Here is a 16,485-nt window from a genome sequence, read left to right as displayed (position 1 = left end):
AATGACTTTGGCTAATGCCAGGAATAAAAAAAGCGCCCGGAGGGCGCTTTTTATCAAAATTAATTCGTTCGGGAATTATTACAGCACGTGAACAGATGCGGTATTGGTTGTGCCGCTTGGTACCAGTGCGCCAGAAACCATGACCACAACGTCACCTTTCTGTGCCAGACCGCGATCCACCAGCTCCAGAGCTACTTCTTTACCCAGACGGTAGAAATCATCCGTAGAGGCGATCTCTTTCACCAGGTGTGGGATCACGCCTTTGCTCAGCACCAGCTGACGAGCCGTGGTTTCGTTGGTGGTCAGCGCCAGGATAGTCGCATCCGGGAAGTATTTACGCACCGCGCGAGCAGATTTACCGCCCTGAGTGGCAACCACAATCAGTGGGGCTTCCAGTTTCTCAGCGGTTTCTACCGCACCGCGGCATACCGCTTCGGTGATGCGCAGCTTGCGGCTGTCGTTGTTGTAGTCCAGACGGCTTTTCATTACGCGGTCGGTACGTTCGCAGATGGTAGCCATGATGGTCACCGCTTCCAGCGGGTATTTACCCTTCGCGGATTCGCCGGACAGCATAACCGCATCAGTACCGTCGAGGATGGCGTTTGCCACGTCGCCTGCTTCAGCGCGGGTTGGGCGCGGGTTTTTGATCATGGAGTCCAGCATCTGCGTTGCGGTGATAACCACTTTACGCGCGCGTACACATTTCTCGATCATCATCTTCTGTGCGAAGATCACTTCTTCAACCGGGATTTCAACGCCCAGGTCGCCACGAGCAACCATAATGCCGTCAGACGCTTCGAGGATTTCGTCGAAGTTGTTCAGGCCTTCCTGGTTTTCAATTTTGGAGATGATCTGGATCTTCTCGCCGCCGTGCGCTTTCAGGTGCTCGCGGATTTCAACCACGTCTGAGCGCTTACGAATGAAGGAGGCCGCAACAAAGTCAACGCCTTGTTCGCAACCGAAGATCAGGTCCTGTTTGTCTTTTTCAGCCAGTGCTGGCAGTGCGATAGAAACGCCCGGCAGGTTAACGCCTTTGTTTTCGCCCAGGTCGCCGTTATTCAGCACCTTACAGATAACCTTGTTGCCTTCGATCGCGGTGACTTCCATACCGATCAGACCATCGTCTACCAGCACGGTGTTACCGACGGACAGGTCGTTGGTGAAGCCTTCATAGGTCACTGCAACGATTTCGCTGTTGCCGACAACGGATTTGTCGGTGGTGAAGGTGAAGGTCTGGCCCGCTTTCAGAGAGACGTCGTTACCGCCTTCCAGTTTGATGGTACGGATTTCTGGACCTTTGGTGTCCAGCAGGATGGCAGCTTTTTTACCGGTCTTGCTCATCACGTTGCGCAAGTTCTGGATACGCTGACCGTGTTCTGCGTAATCACCGTGGGAGAAGTTCAGACGCATCACGTTCATGCCGGCGTCCAGCATTTTGGTCAGCATCTCTTCAGATTCGGTTTTCGGGCCGATAGTACAAACAATTTTCGTCTTTTTCATGACAGTCTTAGTCTTTAAGTTGGGAAGGATATGGAAATCTCGCTCCGGGGGCGCACCGCCGCGGAGTCAAACCTGTGTTGCAAAAGAGTATATGACACGCACTAAGGATAGGAGACATCAAATGAGCGTGCAGAAGAAAGTGTGCCTGAGTGACAGCCCAACGAAGGAGGGGAGAAGTTGTACGTTGTTTTTTGTATTCCAAGCGCTGAAACCATTCACCAGGGATTAGGCGCGCATTATACGCTGATTTTAAGATAAAAGGAAAATGGAAACGGTGTTTCAGAAATAATCTGTGCAGTTTCACATAATATTGTTATCAAGGCGTTAAGCCATGATGACAACTTATGACGGCAGGTGGTTGACCTGCCGCGTTTTGCTTATTTTTGCAGCGCCTGACTGAGATCGGCAATCAGGTCTTTCGGATCTTCAATCCCGACTGACAGACGGATAAGCTGCGGCACAATGCCGTTTGCCAGGCGTTGCTCCAGCGGAATCGAGGCGTGCGTCATGCTATAAGGCTGGCTCACCAGACTTTCCACACCGCCGAGGCTTTCCGCGAGGGTGAACAGCTTCAGGTTGCGAATCACCTCGGTGACTCGTTGCGCATCGCCTTTTACCACGACGGAAATCATCCCACCGGGCAGGGCCATCTGCGTGCGGGCAAGCTGATACTGCGGATGCGATTCCAGGCCGGGATAGAACACTTTTTCGACCAGAGGGTGCTGATCCAGCCATTGCGCAATCGCCAGCGCGTTGGTGCTGTGCTTTTCTACCCTCAACGCAAGCGTGCGAATACCGCGCAGCGTCAGGAAGCTGCTGAACGGATCCAGTACGCCGCCTACCGCGTTTTGCAGATAACTCAGCTTATCCGCCAGTTCACTGTTATCCCCGACAATCGCCAGCCCGGCCACCACGTCAGAGTGGCCGTTCAGGTATTTGGTGGCGGAGTGCACCACGATATCGAAACCCGACTCCAGCGGACGGTGGATCACCGGCGACGCGAAGGTGTTATCCGCCACGCTGATGACGTTATGACGGCGGGCGATCGCCGCAATGGCCGCCAGATCCGCCAGCTTCAGCAGCGGATTGGTTGGCGTTTCGACCCACACCATGCGGGTATCCGGGCGGATGGCGTCCTCAAGACCGGCTAAGTCGTCCGGTTTAACCCAGCTGACCTGCAGGCCGGTGCTGCGCTTGCGCACGTTTTCAATCAGGCGGTACGTCCCGCCGTAAACGTCATCAATGGCGACGATATGGCTGTCTTTGTCCAGCAGTTCGAGCACCGTGGAGATGGCCGCCAGACCGGAGGCGAAGGCGTAGCCGCGCGTGCCACCTTCCAGTTCGGCGATGGCGGTTTCCAGCGCATGGCGTGTAGGGTTGCCGCTGCGGGAATATTCATAGCCGGTATGCTCGCCGGGTGACGGTTGCGCAAACGTCGAGGTGGCGTAAATCGGCGGCATGACGGCGCCGTGCTGGTCGTTGAACTCGCCGCTGTGTACGCTCAGGGTAGCCAGGTTTTTCATCATCGATTCCTTTATTGCTGAAGACGGTTGCGCCAGGCGGTCAGAACGTCGCTGCGCGTAATCAGACCGAGAAAACGGTCGTTGTCATTAATCACGGCCACCAGACCGCGGTCGAAGATGGCGTTCAGGGCGCTTTCCGGGGCGTGTTTATCAAGAAACTCCACCTGGCGCGTCATGGCTGCCGTCACCGGAAGCGCGAAGCGATCGCCGTCGCCGCCGATATGCCGCAGAAGATCCCACTCGTCGATAATACCCACCACCTTGCCGTTCTCCAGCACCGGCAGCTGGGAGATGTCATACAGGCGCATGCGTGCCAGTACGGTGGAAAGCGTGTCGTCCGGGGCGGCGGTAACGGTGGCGCCTTCATCGTGGCGCAGGGCGATGTAGTCAGAGAGGTCGCCGGCCTGAGGGCGCGTGATGAGCCCCTGCTGTCGCATCCAGTCGTCGTTGAACATCTTCGAGAGATACTTATTGCCGCTGTCGCAGGCGAAGGTCACCACGCGTTTCGGTGTGGTCTGCGCCTGGCAATATTTCAGCGCGGCCGCCAGCAGCGTGCCGCTGGAAGAGCCCGCCAGAATGCCTTCCGTTTTCAGCAGGTCGCGCGCGGTGGTGAAGGCCTCTCGGTCGGTGATGCGCCAGGCGCGATTCACCGCTTCAATGTGGGCCAGCGGCGGAATAAAGTCTTCGCCAATACCCTCAACCAGCCAGGAGCCCGCATCGTGATAGCGTCCGGTTTCCACCTGGTCGGCCAGAACCGATCCGGCCGGGTCAGCCAGGACAAACTCCGTGTGCGGAGAGTGCTCGGCGAACCACGCCTGCAGGCCGCCCAGCGTACCGCCTGAGCCGACGCCCACCACGATGGCGTCGATCTTGCCGTCAAGCTGCTCGTACAGTTCCGGTGCCGTGGTGGTGCGGTGCGCCAGCGGGTTGGCCTCGTTATTGAACTGGTCGATGTAAAACGCGCCGGGCAGCTCGTTGGCCAGGCGCTGGGCGTAATCCTGGTAATAGGCGGGGTGGCCCTTGTTGACGTCGGAGCGGGTCAGCACCACCTGGGCACCCAGCGCGCGCAGGTGGAAAATCTTCTCGCGGCTCATTTTGTCCGGCACCACCAGGATCAGCGAGTAGCCTTTCTGGGCGGCAATCAGGGCCAGGCCGAGACCGGTATTCCCCGCCGTCGCCTCAATAATCGTGCCGCCCGGCTGCAGCTGGCCGGTACGCTCCGCTTCGTTAATCATCGACAGCGCAACGCGATCCTTAATAGAGCCGCCCGGATTCTGGTTTTCCAGCTTCAGGAACAGCGAGCAGGGGCCGGTATCAAGCTTGTGCAGCTGGATAAGCGGGGTACGGCCAATCAGTTCAGTGACGGAGTGGTAAATCGTCATGATGTTTTCCTTTCTGGATGTCATGACGGGATGATAGAGCGGCGAAATTTTCGCAATAAAGAACCATTCACTGCTCTTTAGAACAGAAAAGAATATAAATGCCATTTTTGGATGTCAGGACAGCAAGACGTAAAGTTGTCTGGATGTGAGGATGGCTATACCGGCATGAAATGCTGAAAAAATGACCGTTTTTAGCGGGTGTCTACCAGCAGATATGCATCCGGCAGATAATCATTGCTGAAATTGATCTAAATGCTTCCCACCCTGTAAATCCGCTGTTTATTTCCCAAAGTTATAACAAATTCTTTTTTGTTCATTTGAAAGCTGATAACGCCTGTTTACTATCGTTTGGACATCCATACTGCTAAACAGCCATGCGCGAAACGGATAAAGAATAAGAATGATCGTACTCAGGAATATTTCGAAGGTTTTTGACAACGGAAAGGTCGCGCTGACTGCCGTTGATAACGTCAATTTGACGATAGAGCAGGGACAGATTTACGGAATTATCGGCTACAGCGGAGCCGGGAAAAGCACGCTGATTCGTCTGCTGAACGGTCTGGAAAAACCCAGCGCCGGAAGCGTGACTATTAACGGGCAGGATATCTCTGCGGCAAAGGGTGAAGCGCTGCGCCAGGCGCGCCTGAAAATCAGCATGGTGTTCCAGCACTTCAATCTGCTGTGGTCGCGCACGGTGAGCGAGAATATCGCTTTCTCGATGCAAATCGCCGGTGTGCCAAAAGCCAGCATCAAGGCGCGCGTCGCCGAGCTGGTGGATCTGGTCGGCCTGAAGGGGCGCGAGAATGCGTACCCGTCCCAGCTGAGCGGCGGGCAAAAGCAGCGCGTGGGTATTGCGCGCGCTTTGGCGAACAGCCCTGACGTGCTGCTCTGCGATGAAGCCACGTCCGCGCTCGACCCGCAGACCACCGATCAGATCCTCGATCTGCTGCTGGATATTAACCGCCGCTTCAGGCTGACCATCGTGCTGATCACCCACGAGATGCACGTGGTGCGTAAAATCTGCGACCGCGTGGCGGTGATGGAGAACGGTAAAGTGGTTGAAGAAGGCGACGTGCTGAGCGTCTTTACCCATCCGCAGCAGCCGATTACGCAGCAGTTTGTCCGCCAGGTGAGCCAATACGCTGAGGAGGAAACCTTCAATACCGAACTGGCAAAGGATCTGGAAGGCACGGTCATCAGGCTGACCTTTACCGGGCACAGCACCCATAAGCCGATTGTGGGTGAACTGACCCTGCGCTACGGCCTGCCGTTTAACATCCTGCACGGGAAAATGACGCAAACCGCCCACGGTGTGTTTGGTCAGCTCTGGGTACATGTCGTGGCATCCGATGAACAACTGAACAATATCCTCGCCGACCTGCAGCACAGCGATATTGAAGGCGAGGTGATTAAACATGGCTGAGAATCTCTTTCCGCATCTCAAATGGGATCAGCTCTGGGCGGCCACGCTTGAGACGCTGTACATGACCGCGCTGTCCGGCGTGGCGACCTTTGTGCTGGGCATCGTGCTGGGGCTGGCGCTGTTTTTAACCGCACGCGGCGGGCTGTTCCACAACCGCACGGTTTACAGCGTGATTTCGATTGTGGTGAACGTGTTCCGCTCTATTCCGTTCATCATTTTGATTGTCCTGCTGATCCCGTTCACCAAGACCGTCGTCGGCACCATTCTTGGCGCCAACGCGGCGCTGCCGGCGCTGATTGTGGGCGCGGCACCGTTCTACGCACGCCTGGTGGAGATCGCCCTGCGTGAAGTGGATAAAGGCGTCATCGAAGCAACGCGCTCGATGGGCGCACGACTGAGCACGTTAGTGTTTCGGGTTTTACTGCCGGAATCATCACCCGCACTGGTATCGGGTATTACGGTGACGCTCATTGCGCTGGTGAGCTACAGCGCAATGGCGGGGGTGATTGGCGCCGGCGGTTTGGGAAATCTGGCTTATCTGGAAGGATTCCAGCGCAACCATGGTGACGTCACGCTGGTGGCAACGGTGACCATTCTGATCATCGTTTTCATTATCCAGTTCTGCGGCGATGTCATTACTTCACTGTTAGATAAACGCTAATAAATACACACAGGAACCACATCATGAAAAAAACACTGACACTGATCGCCGCCGCAACCCTGAGCGCCCTGAGCTTCGCTTCCTGGGCTGACACCCTGACCGTGGGCGCATCCAACACGCCGCACGCCGAAATTCTGGAGCAGGCAAAGCCAATTCTGGCGAAGCAGGGTATCGACCTGGAGATCAAACCGTTCCAGGACTACATTCTGCCGAACACCGCGCTGGCGGGTCATGACATCGACGCGAACTATTTCCAGCACATTCCTTACCTGAACAGCGTGCTGAAGGATCATGCGGGCGATAAAGACTACGATTTCGTCAGTGCGGGCGCGATCCACATTGAGCCAATCGGCATCTACTCCAAAAAATACAAGTCGCTGAAAGACCTGCCTGAAGGTGGCAAGATCATCATGCGTGACGCGGTTTCTGAAGAGGGGCGTATTCTCTCCATCTTCGAGAAAGAGGGCGTGATCAAGCTGAAGCCGGGCATCGATAAAGTGACCGCGCGCATCAGCGACATCGTCGAGAACCCGAAAAAGCTGAAGTTCACGCCTAACGTGGAAGCGTCTCTGCTGCCGCAGATGTACAACAACAACGAAGGCGACGCGGTGGTGATTAACGCCAACTACGCGATTGACGCCGGTCTGGATCCGGTTCACGACCCGATTGCGGTAGAGAGCGGTGAAAATAACCCGTACGCCAACATCATTACCGTGCATCGCGGTGACGAGAAGAAGAAAGATATCGTTGCGCTGGTGAACGTGCTGCACTCGAAAGAGATTCAGGACTGGATCCGCACCAAGTACAAAGGCGCGGTCATCCCAGTAAACAACTAATTTACTGATTTTACAGATGAAGCCCGGCGAGTCTCTCGCCGGGCTTCTTTTTTGTATCCGGCAGGAGAATCATTTAAGCTCAACGTTTAAAAGGCAATGGAGTGATGACGATGGGTAACGTGACCAAAGATGAAGCGCTGTACCAGGAGATGTGCCGGGTGGTCGGAAAGGTGGTGCTTGAGATGCGTGATTTAGGGCAGGAGCCAAAGCATATTGTCATTGCCGGAGTACTGCGTACCGCGCTGGCGAACCAGCGCGTGAAACGCAGTGCATTGACAACCGAGGCAATGGAAACGGTGGTTAAAGCGCTGGCCGGGTAAGGCGCCAGCGTTTCGCAAGCTGCTCGAGCGAGCAGCAGAGCAGGTAGTAGACCACGCCCGTAAAGATAAAAATGGCCGCCGGATAGATTTGCACCCGGTTGTTGACCTGTCCCGCCACCGTGGTCAGCTCCGGTACGTTCACGATAAACGCCAGCGACGTATCCTTCAGCAGGCTGATAAAAATCCCCACCAGCGAGGGCAGAATATTCCTCAGCGCCTGCGGCAGCAGCACGCGCAGGAGGGTTTGCTGCGTGCTGAATCCCTGTGACAGTGCGGCCTCATATTGTCCGGACGGTAGCGCGTTAAGCCCGGCCAGCACCGAGTGCATCACGGTTGCCGCGGTAAACCAGGCCAGAGCCAGCGTGACGGTCAGCGCTCCCGGCAGATCGCCCCCGGTCATAAGCGGCAGCAGATACCACATCCAGAAAATTACGAAGATGAGCGGGATACCGCGAATCAGCTCTGCCCATAAAAAGAGGGCCTTTCGCACGAGCCCGGTAAAGCGCCAGGCCAGACATGCGAGCACTATCCCTCCGGGCAGAGCGATAACGGCGGCCCCGGCAGCCATCATCAACGACAGCAATACTCCCCCCGGTTCACCCGTTGCCGCGCGTCCCCACAGCAGATAGTCGAGGTTATCGGTGATGACGTTAAGTCCGGCAATCATGTTTTTCACTCCGAGTGGCGGCGCCTGGGCGTTTACGTTTCGCGTCAGGCCCGATGCGAACCAGCACCATCCCCATGACCAGGCCGGTCAGCAGATAGAGCGCGGTACCGAGGGTAAACGCCTCCAGCGCGTGCGCGTTATAGCTCTCGATCTGTCTGACCTGATAGGTCAGCTCGGCAAAGCCAATCCCGCTGGCGAGCGAGGAGAGCTTCATCAGATTAAGATACTGGCCCACAACGGGCTGCCAGGCGTTGGCCAGGCCCTGCGGCAGAAGGATGTAACGAAACAGACGCCACGCGGAGAATCCCTGCGCGAGCGCCGCCTCCCGCTGTCCGGCAGGCACGGAACGTAAGCCCGATTCCACCTCTTCGATTAAAAACGCCGAGGTAAAGACGCCCAACCCCCAGGCAGAACATAAAAATTCGGGCGTAAACCACCAGACGTTACCGGGCAGAATTGACCAGCTGTGATCCGCGTTCACCGCGTCGCGGAACGCCTGCGGTAGCCCGTTCCAGGCGGCAAAATACCAGAACAGCAGCTGCACCAGCAGCGGCGTATTGCGAAACAGCGACACCCAGCTGCTGACGACCGCGTTCCCGGGGCGTCCGCCGGAAAGGCGCAGGAGCATAAAAAGCAGTGCGAGCAGGCTGGCCAGCAGCATCCCGGCAAGCGTGACCCACAGGGTGGTGAGGAATCCGGAGAGTATCCACTGCAGAGGCTGTCCGGTCAGAACCCCCTGCCAGTCGAGCGCGGGCATTACAGATGCTCCTGATGCAGCGGGTTGAGCACCTTCTGCAGGAACCGCTGCGCGCGCGGATGCGACGGCTGGCTGAAAAACTGCGCCGGCGGCGCGGTTTCCAGAATTTGCCCGCCGTCGATAAAGACAATCCGGTCGGCAATTTCCCGGGCAAACTGCATCTCGTGGGTCACCACGATCATCGTGATCCCGCTGTGGGCGAGGGCTTTCATCACGTACAGCACTTCACCAATCATCTCCGGATCCAGCGCGGAGGTGGGTTCATCGAACAGAATGATTTGCGGTGAGGAGGCCAGGGCGCGGGCAATCGCGACGCGCTGCTGCTGTCCACCGGAAAGTTCTGCCGGGAAATGGTGGGCTTTTTCCAGCATCCCGACCTTCTCCAGCAGGGCCAGCGCGCGCTCCTGGGCAGGCTGCGGCTTCCAGCCGTGAACCTGCTCCAGCGCCAGGGTGATGTTCTGGCTGGCGGTGAGGTGGGCGTAAAGATTGAACTGCTGGAACACAAACCCCACGCGGCTGCGCAGCTGGCGCAGCCCGGTACCGGAGAGCTTTGCGGTAGGCTTGTTGTCGACCAGAATCTCTCCGCCGCTCAGGGTTTCAAGCTGGTTGATGAGACGGATCAGGGTGGATTTACCGGAACCTGAAGGGCCGAGGATGGCGACCACTTCACCGGGCGTGATGGTGAGGTTAATGTCGTTTAAAACCTGATGGTCACCGTAGCGTTTGTCCACGTGACGAAACTCGACGCTGGCCTGTTCCAGATGTGAAAAATCCGCGGCACCGGCCGCGGAGTGTGAAAATAAACCTGAGAGCATAATTATCTGGCTTCTATTTTAAAGGCGCGAGGCTGTGGGGAAGGCGTGTTTGGGCCAAACCAGACATCGTAGATTTTTGCTGCCTGACCGTTCTTCTCGAGGTTAACCAGCTCGTCGTTAACGGCCTTCAGCAGCGCCGTTTCGCCTTTTTTCACCCCAACGCCAATCTCTTCTTTGCTGAGCAGGTCGGGCAGGATTTTAAAGTTCGCTTTATCCGGCGCCTGCGCCAGCAGACCGGCCAGAATGGTGCTGTCCTGGGTGATGGCCTGTACGTTACCGTTGCGCAGCGCCGTCAGCGCCAGCGGAATATCGTCATAAGAGAGCACGCGTGACTGCGGGAAACGCTGGTGCAGCGCCTGCTCGCCCGTCGTTCCTTTGACCGCGCCAATACGCGCCCGGCTGTAGTCATCAAGCTTGTCCGGTGATTTCGCCGGCACGAGGAACTGCTGGCCGGTGACAAAGTAAGGCGTCGAGAAATCAATCACCTGCGCGCGTTCCGGGGTGATGGTGATATCCGCCACGATCAGGTCGGCTTTTCCGGACTGCAGCAGCGGAATACGGTTAGCCGGATTGGTGGCAACCAGTTCAAGCTTCACGCCGAGCGATTTTGCCAGCGCTTTGGCGAAGTCCACGTCATAACCGACGATCTCGTGCGTTTTGGCATCAATAGAGCCAAACGGCGGGTTGGCGTCAAACGTGGCCACTTTCACCACCCCTGCGGCCTTAATATCCGCCAGCTGATCGGCCTGTGCCTGCGCTGAAAGCAGGCTGCCCGCCGCCAGTAATCCCAGAACCAGTGTCCGTTTTGTAAACCCTTTCATGTTTGCTGCCATAGTCATTCGCCATCCCGTTGTTTTTGTTTTACCCCGCTACGCTCCCATAAGCGAAAGCTATCGCCAAATAAGAAATCGTTCTTTGTTATGAGCAAAAAAGCATTAGTGAACAAGGTGTTAATGAAGAGTGAAAAGAACGGGAGGCTATTTGCAAATCCTGCACATCGACAGTGGATTTTGGTATTTCCCCCGCGCGGCATTTGAGTGCTTAACTGAGATCAGACACGGCGAGAGAGGGTAAGACGATGAAAAAATGGATCAGCACGTTACGGCGGTTTTTTGCGACCCGACCAGTGAATGCGGAGAACAGCGCGCAACGTGTTCTTGAGTCAATCCTGCCTGTCGCCAGCCTGTATGGCGTCGACGTCGCCAACATTGACCCGGAGTGGTTCCATGATAAAACGTCACGCTGAACTGCGTCGCACGCGCGAAACGTACTGGAACGAGGTGTGCGTGACGTTTAACGAGTGAAATAAAAAAGCACCGGTTTCCCGGTGCTTTTTTATTAGATCTTGCAGGCGTCGCCGCAGTCGTCGTCGGCGACAATCGCCTGCGCTTTTTTGTCTGCATCGTCCAGACGTTCGGCATTACGCTCTTCGGCTTCATCCAGACCGTTAAAGACTAAGTTATCGAGATCAATTTCCATGTGGCACCTGCTCTGTTCAGTTTTTGATACTGGCACAGTATAGGGCAAAAAAAGCCAGCAATGTACCTCGCAGCACATAAGGATAATCCCTGCCATACTCAGTGCTTTATCGCTGAGGAGAGCACATGATTACACTCTGTAAAACCTGCGGAACCGCCTACGATGCCCGCCCGGACAGATGCCCAATTTGTGAGGATGAACGCCAGTACGTGCCCGCCACGGGCCAGGCATGGACCGATCTCGACACCGTCACCGCCACGCATAGCAATAAATGGCAGCAGCTGGAGCCGCGGCTGTTTGGGATCAAAACGGTGCCCGCGTTTGCGATAAACCAGCGGGCGCTGTTCCTGCAAACGCCCCACGGCAATATCCTCTGGGACTGCATCGCCAACCTCGACCCCGCAACCAAAGCGCTCGTTACCGCCCTCGGCGGCATCAGCGCGATTGCTATTTCACATCCGCACTATTACACCACCATGCAGGAGTGGGCTGCGGCGTTTGATGCGCCGGTGTATCTGCACGCCAGCGACAAAGAGTGGGTCATGCGCGACAGCCCGGCCATTCATTTCTGGGAGGGGGATGCGCTGGATATTTTCCCGTCGGTCACCCTGCTGCGTCTGGGCGGGCATTTTGCCGGTGGAACGGTGCTGCACTGGCAGGAGGGGGGTGGGGTATTGCTGGTGGGCGATATTCTGCAGGTCACGCCGGGTAAAGACGCCGTCTCGTTTATGTGGAGCTATCCGAATTATCTTCCGCTGCCGGCCCGCACCGTGGCGTCGGTGGTGAGTCATCTCGAAGGCAAAACCTTTGAACGTCTTTACGGCGCGTTTGAAGGGCAGAACATCCAGGCCAGTGCGGACGAGATTGTGCAGCGGTCGGGCCAGAAATATATTGCTTGTCTGAAGTAAACCACGATGGGTAAACTTTACGAGTGAGATCTCGATCATGCCTAAACTAAAACAGATAAAAGAGACATTGCTATGCAACATATCATTGAAGGTTTTCTCAGCTTTCAAAAAGAGATTTTCCCGCAACGTAAAGAACTCTTCCGCAGTTTAGCGTCCAGCCAGAATCCCAAAGCGCTGTTCATCTCATGCTCCGACAGCCGTCTGGTCCCGGAACTGGTCACCCAGCAAGAGCCAGGACAACTCTTTGTCATTCGTAATGCTGGCAACATCGTACCGCCTTTCGGGCCGGAGCCTGGCGGCGTGTCCGCCACTATCGAATACGCCGTGGTGGCGCTGGGCGTCACGGATATCGTGATTTGCGGTCACTCCAACTGTGGCGCGATGAAGGCGATTGCCGATAACGCGAACCTGGAGCCAATGCCTGCTGTGTCACACTGGCTGCGCTATTCAGACGCGGCGAAAGCCGTGGTTGAGAAGAAAACCTGGGATAAGCCGATCGATAAGGTCAATGCGATGGTGCAGGAGAACGTGTTTGCGCAGCTGAGCAACATTAAGACCCACCCGTCCGTCGCGGTGGGCCTGCGTAATAACTCCATCCGACTGCACGGCTGGGTGTACGACATTGAAAGCGGCAAAATTCTTGCCCTGGATAAAGCGACGAAAACCTTCGTTTCGCTGTCAGAAAATCCGGAAGTCTTCTTCGAGTAATCCTCGACAGCAGGGCATGGAAGCCCTGTCAGTTCTCGATATACGGTAATCTGCGCCGCGATCGAGACGCGGGTTTTTCCGCCGCCTTCGCCATTGCTTCCGCAATCTCTGCACACTCCGCCAGCCCCTGAACGAAGGGACGATCGTGCATCAGCCACGGTATCGCGCCGAAGGCAATGCGCCCGCGAACGGCGTCAGGCGCATTTAAGGTGTAATCCTCACCGACGTCCGGTATCTCTTCGCCCGTGGCTTCCAGCTGTTTGCGCAGCGTCGGAAAGGGCAGATCCTTCGTTTTGAGCGGCTTCTGCCCGCGCGCATCAATAAACACGTCGAAACGGTAAACGGTCTCTTGTGTAGTGATTACCGTTCGATCGCTGCCAATATCCAGCGCGTAATCGTCGCCGAGCGTCGCCACGCTGATGATGCCGGCTTCGCGAAGCGCGAGCAGCCTGCGGATAGACTGCGGAGGGATGGCCGCATAGTTGTCGATGAATACGCGGGCGAGGCCTTGCTTAAAGCGCTTTCTGTCCCGTTCGTTGAGGTGGGGAACAATCTCCTGAACCACCTCATGCAGCCGAAGCACGGTATAGCGCCAGGCTACAGTGCGCCGCTCGCGTTTGTTCCGCTCAACCTCGTTGAGATTTTCTTCCGCCCAGGTAAAGGGGCCGTGCCGTTTACGATCCTCAAACCAGGCCTCACGAATGCTGTCCGCATTCTGCTTATGCAGCGATATTTTCTCGCACCACGTCGGGTCAGCGAGCTGAAGCTCTTTGACCATCAGGGTAAATATACGGTCGAGCAGGCCATCCGATCCTTGGGCAATCTCGCTTTCAGCCGCGCCTTCGGTCAATACCGACAGCGGTTCGTAAGGAATAGGGCAGTAAAAATCGGCTTCCGGCAGAATACCCGTTCGGGACATCAGGACAATCTTCAACGCGTCGCTGCCTTTATCCAGCACGAATTTATCATCACGAAATTCACCGTGCTGCATCACCACCGCCATGGCCGCGTCGAGACCGCTTAACGAAGTCCCCATGATACCGACGCGGCAGGGAGGGATACTGGCGTCCATCAGACCGGACCACGGGCTTGGGAAGAACGTGCGCGTGGATTCGTCCTCGTCTGGCCAGACGTGGCCGGTGGCGATAACCGCAAGGTCGAATTGTTCAGGCAAGACGCTGCCGTTGACGGAAAGCGTAACGCCGGTTGTCGCGGGAATGATGTCTGTGACCTTCGCAGATTCATGGACATCAACGTTGAATCCCAGCCTTTTTGCCTCTGTTACGATGGAAAGAAAGCTGTCGCGGAAATATTGACCCAGCAGAAGCCGCGGCAGGAACTGCCGGTCATGCAGGCGGGTTTTATCAACCTTAAAGCGCGCAAGATGGGCGTCACTCTGTTCCTTGAGCCAGTCGAGGTAGGTGATAAAAATGGGCGGGATTTCAATGCTCGCAATGTTCGCCAGCATCAGCCGGGAATTATCGTCGTCGTTATAGGGCATACCCACGCCAGCGTCTTCGGATTGTTCGAAAACGGAAACGGAGAGCGGCGTGCTGTTCTTGAGGAGGTGATAAAAGGTGTAAATCCCTGTGGGGCCGGAGCCGATAATCGCGATCTTCTTCATCAACACGTTTCCTGTGTTTTTTTCCATAAGAAAAGCGTAGCAGGAGAATAATGATGAAAATAAGGGATTAGGATAATTCAGGATATCAGAAGAGGATTTGCACCATTTCAGGACTGAAATGGTGCGTCCGAGTGGACTCGAACCACCGACCCCCACCATGTCAAGGTGGTGCTCTAACCAACTGAGCTACGGACGCAGAATGGTGCGTTCAATTGGACTCGAACCAACGACCCCCACCATGTCAAGGTGGTGCTCTAACCAACTGAGCTATGAACGCAACGTGTTGTCGGTGACAACGGGGACGAATATTAGCGGCACAGCACCGAGGTGGCAAGAGGGAAAATGCATTTTTCTCTCTGATTTCACGCGATTGCTTCATTACCGCGCAAAGTGAAGAGAAAGTAGCCGCCGGGCGGCGGCTACCGCATCGTTAACGTGCCGCGCGCTGCAAAATGACCGTTGATGGCTGGCGCTGCAGGAAGCGCATTCGCATCATCATCATAATCGCCGCCGACGTCAGGCCGATGATAAAGCCCATCCAGAACCCTGCCGGCCCCATGCGCTCAACCACTAAGTCCGTCAGGGCCAGAATATAGCCACACGGCAGACCCAGCACCCAGTAGGCGATGAAGGTGATAAAGAAGATGGAGCGCGTGTCTTTATATCCACGCAGCACGCCGCTGCCAATCACCTGGATGGAGTCAGAGATCTGGTAAATCGCGGCCAGCAGCATCAGGTGCGATGCCAGCGTGACCACTTCCGGGTTGTCGTTATAGAGCAGGGCAATCTGCTCGCGTAATGCAACGGTAAAGAGCGCCGTACAGACAGCCATGCAGACGCCGACGCCCAGCCCGGTCCGGGCGGCCGTTTGCGCATCCAGCGTTGAGCCCTGGCCCAGGCGGAAGCCGACGCGAATCGTCACCGCCGCCGCCAGCGACATCGGCAGGACGAACATCAGGGAGCTGAAGTTCAGCGCAATCTGGTGCCCGGCCACGTTCACAATGCCCAGCGGGGAGACCAGCAGGGCAACCACGGCAAACAGGGTCACCTCAAAGAACAGGGCGAGGGCGATCGGTAACCCTAACTGCACCAGACGCGTCATGATGTTCCAGTCCGGCGTGCTAAATCTTTTCTCGTTGCGAATATCGCGCATGGAACGGGCGCGTTTTACAAAGGCGATCATGGAGAAGAACATCACCCAGTAAACGGCAGCCGTCGCCACGCCGCAGCCGACGCCGCCGAGCTCCGGCATCCCGAAATGACCGTAAATAAAGACATAGTTCACCGGAATGTTGACCAGCAGGCCGATAAAGCCCATCACCATCCCGGGCTTGGTTTTCGCCAGGCCCTCACACTGGTTACGCGCCACCTGGAAAAAGAGGTAGCCGGGCGCACCCCAGAGCAGGGCGCGCAGATAGCCCACGGCTTTATCAGCCAGTGCCGGGTCAATGTTATGCATAGCGCGAATGATGTGGCCCGCGTTCCAGAGCACAACCATGATCAGCAGGGAAACAAACCCTGCCAGCCAGAAACCCTGACGAACCTGATGGGCAATGCGCTCGCGACGACCCGAGCCATTGAGCTGAGCGATAACCGGCGTGAGCGCGAGCAGCAGACCGTGGCCGAACAGGATGGCCGGAAGCCAGATTGACGTGCCGATAGCCACGGCCGCCATATCGGTGGCGCTGTAGCCACCTGCCATTACCGTATCCACAAATCCCATTGCGGTCTGGGCCACTTGCGCGACGATCACTGGTATAGCCAGTGCCAATAGCTGGCGCGCTTCATTCATGTACTTCTGCACGTGAACACCTTTATTTTGTAGTTATTTGAGAGACTAAAAAAGCCGCCGAAACGGGCAGCAAGAAGAAAATGCAGGGGG

General features: G+C 56.4%; 18 protein-coding genes and 2 tRNA genes. 7 read left to right on the top strand and 13 right to left on the bottom strand.

Annotated elements, in window-relative coordinates; genetic code table 11:
• Positions 1-78: 78 nt before the first annotated feature.
• The 4 genes from pykF to AC1VYI_RS14875 form a co-directional block, all read right to left on the bottom strand.
• A complete protein-coding gene (gene pykF, locus AC1VYI_RS14890; protein ID WP_023311333.1) occupies positions 79-1,500 on the bottom strand; it encodes a pyruvate kinase PykF in 1,422 nt (473 codons plus the stop codon).
• A 7-nt stretch (positions 1,501-1,507) separates the two neighbouring features.
• Entirely contained in the window at positions 1,508-1,804 is a 297-nt protein-coding gene (ynhH, locus tag AC1VYI_RS14885) for a protein YnhH (RefSeq protein WP_418921897.1), read from the bottom strand.
• Between the two features lie 73 nt (positions 1,805-1,877).
• Positions 1,878-3,023 (bottom strand): trans-sulfuration enzyme family protein, encoded by a 1,146-nt coding sequence (locus AC1VYI_RS14880; protein ID WP_023311335.1) that lies wholly within the window; start codon positions 3,021-3,023, stop codon positions 1,878-1,880.
• Between the two features lie 11 nt (positions 3,024-3,034).
• Positions 3,035-4,405 (bottom strand): pyridoxal-phosphate dependent enzyme, encoded by a 1,371-nt coding sequence (locus AC1VYI_RS14875; protein WP_134866480.1) that lies wholly within the window; start codon positions 4,403-4,405, stop codon positions 3,035-3,037.
• 400 nt (positions 4,406-4,805) lie between these two features.
• On the opposite strand from AC1VYI_RS14875, the gene AC1VYI_RS14870 reads away from it, so the two are divergent.
• The 4 genes from AC1VYI_RS14870 to fumD all read left to right on the top strand — a co-directional run bounded on the left by AC1VYI_RS14870 (position 4,806) and on the right by fumD (position 7,645).
• A complete protein-coding gene (locus tag AC1VYI_RS14870) occupies positions 4,806-5,828 on the top strand; it encodes a methionine ABC transporter ATP-binding protein (RefSeq protein WP_058840761.1) in 1,023 nt (340 codons plus the stop codon).
• Entirely contained in the window at positions 5,821-6,489 is a 669-nt protein-coding gene (locus AC1VYI_RS14865; RefSeq protein ID WP_008500617.1) for a methionine ABC transporter permease, read from the top strand. The genes AC1VYI_RS14870 and AC1VYI_RS14865 overlap by 8 nt, the downstream gene beginning before the upstream one ends.
• A gap of 23 nt (positions 6,490-6,512) precedes the next feature.
• Positions 6,513-7,325, top strand: coding sequence for a MetQ/NlpA family ABC transporter substrate-binding protein (locus tag AC1VYI_RS14860; protein WP_008500616.1), 813 nt, complete (start codon positions 6,513-6,515; stop codon positions 7,323-7,325).
• A gap of 110 nt (positions 7,326-7,435) precedes the next feature.
• Positions 7,436-7,645 carry a fumarate hydratase FumD gene (gene fumD / locus AC1VYI_RS14855; RefSeq protein WP_023343959.1) on the top strand — a complete coding sequence of 70 codons (210 nt, stop codon included), beginning with the start codon at positions 7,436-7,438 and terminating at the stop codon, positions 7,643-7,645.
• Here the strand turns inward: fumD and AC1VYI_RS14850 are convergent.
• The 4 genes from AC1VYI_RS14850 to AC1VYI_RS14835 are packed head-to-tail and all read right to left on the bottom strand — an operon-like array spanning position 7,626 to position 10,717.
• Positions 7,626-8,312 (bottom strand): amino acid ABC transporter permease, encoded by a 687-nt coding sequence (locus AC1VYI_RS14850; protein WP_134866479.1) that lies wholly within the window; start codon positions 8,310-8,312, stop codon positions 7,626-7,628. The two genes, fumD and AC1VYI_RS14850, sit on opposite strands and share 20 nt — an antisense overlap.
• Entirely contained in the window at positions 8,296-9,069 is a 774-nt protein-coding gene (locus AC1VYI_RS14845; RefSeq protein ID WP_134866478.1) for an amino acid ABC transporter permease, read from the bottom strand. Before AC1VYI_RS14845 ends, AC1VYI_RS14850 begins: the two co-directional genes overlap by 17 nt.
• Positions 9,069-9,884, bottom strand: coding sequence for an amino acid ABC transporter ATP-binding protein (locus tag AC1VYI_RS14840; RefSeq protein ID WP_023311341.1), 816 nt, complete (start codon positions 9,882-9,884; stop codon positions 9,069-9,071). The genes AC1VYI_RS14845 and AC1VYI_RS14840 overlap by 1 nt, the downstream gene beginning before the upstream one ends.
• A 2-nt stretch (positions 9,885-9,886) precedes the next feature.
• Complete coding sequence (locus tag AC1VYI_RS14835) at positions 9,887-10,717, bottom strand: ABC transporter substrate-binding protein (protein ID WP_161798672.1); 831 nt, start codon at positions 10,715-10,717, stop codon at positions 9,887-9,889.
• A 245-nt stretch (positions 10,718-10,962) separates the two neighbouring features.
• Between AC1VYI_RS14835 and AC1VYI_RS14830 the strand changes: the two genes are divergently transcribed.
• Positions 10,963-11,130, top strand: a complete 168-nt coding sequence (locus AC1VYI_RS14830; RefSeq protein WP_014831607.1) for a hypothetical protein — start codon at positions 10,963-10,965, stop codon at positions 11,128-11,130.
• Between the two features lie 92 nt (positions 11,131-11,222).
• On the opposite strand, the gene AC1VYI_RS14825 is transcribed toward AC1VYI_RS14830, so the two are convergent.
• A complete protein-coding gene (locus AC1VYI_RS14825) occupies positions 11,223-11,363 on the bottom strand; it encodes a hypothetical protein (protein ID WP_003857665.1) in 141 nt (46 codons plus the stop codon).
• Positions 11,364-11,488: 125 nt separating this feature from the next.
• Between AC1VYI_RS14825 and AC1VYI_RS14820 the strand changes: the two genes are divergently transcribed.
• A complete protein-coding gene (locus AC1VYI_RS14820; protein ID WP_045353807.1) occupies positions 11,489-12,271 on the top strand; it encodes an MBL fold metallo-hydrolase in 783 nt (260 codons plus the stop codon).
• Positions 12,272-12,343: 72 nt separating this feature from the next.
• The gene (locus AC1VYI_RS14815; protein ID WP_023311344.1) at positions 12,344-12,979 is read left to right on the top strand and encodes a carbonic anhydrase; all 636 of its coding nucleotides are present in this window, start codon (positions 12,344-12,346) and stop codon (positions 12,977-12,979) included.
• Between the two features lie 28 nt (positions 12,980-13,007).
• Here the strand turns inward: AC1VYI_RS14815 and AC1VYI_RS14810 are convergent, their stop codons facing one another.
• The 4 genes from AC1VYI_RS14810 to mdtK all read right to left on the bottom strand — a co-directional run bounded on the left by AC1VYI_RS14810 (position 13,008) and on the right by mdtK (position 16,407).
• On the bottom strand, positions 13,008-14,603 hold the full coding sequence (locus AC1VYI_RS14810) for an FAD-NAD(P)-binding protein (protein WP_134866477.1): 1,596 nt from the start codon (positions 14,601-14,603) through the stop codon (positions 13,008-13,010).
• A gap of 119 nt (positions 14,604-14,722) precedes the next feature.
• A tRNA-Val gene (locus AC1VYI_RS14805) sits at positions 14,723-14,799 on the bottom strand.
• A gap of 4 nt (positions 14,800-14,803) precedes the next feature.
• Positions 14,804-14,880 (bottom strand) — tRNA-Val (locus AC1VYI_RS14800).
• A gap of 153 nt (positions 14,881-15,033) precedes the next feature.
• Positions 15,034-16,407 (bottom strand): MdtK family multidrug efflux MATE transporter, encoded by a 1,374-nt coding sequence (gene mdtK / locus AC1VYI_RS14795; RefSeq protein ID WP_023311346.1) that lies wholly within the window; start codon positions 16,405-16,407, stop codon positions 15,034-15,036.
• Between the last annotated feature and the right edge of the window lie 78 nt (positions 16,408-16,485).

Source organism: Enterobacter sp. QK-SA4 (assembly GCF_056856775.1).
This window is presented reverse-complemented; position numbering and strand designations above follow the sequence as displayed.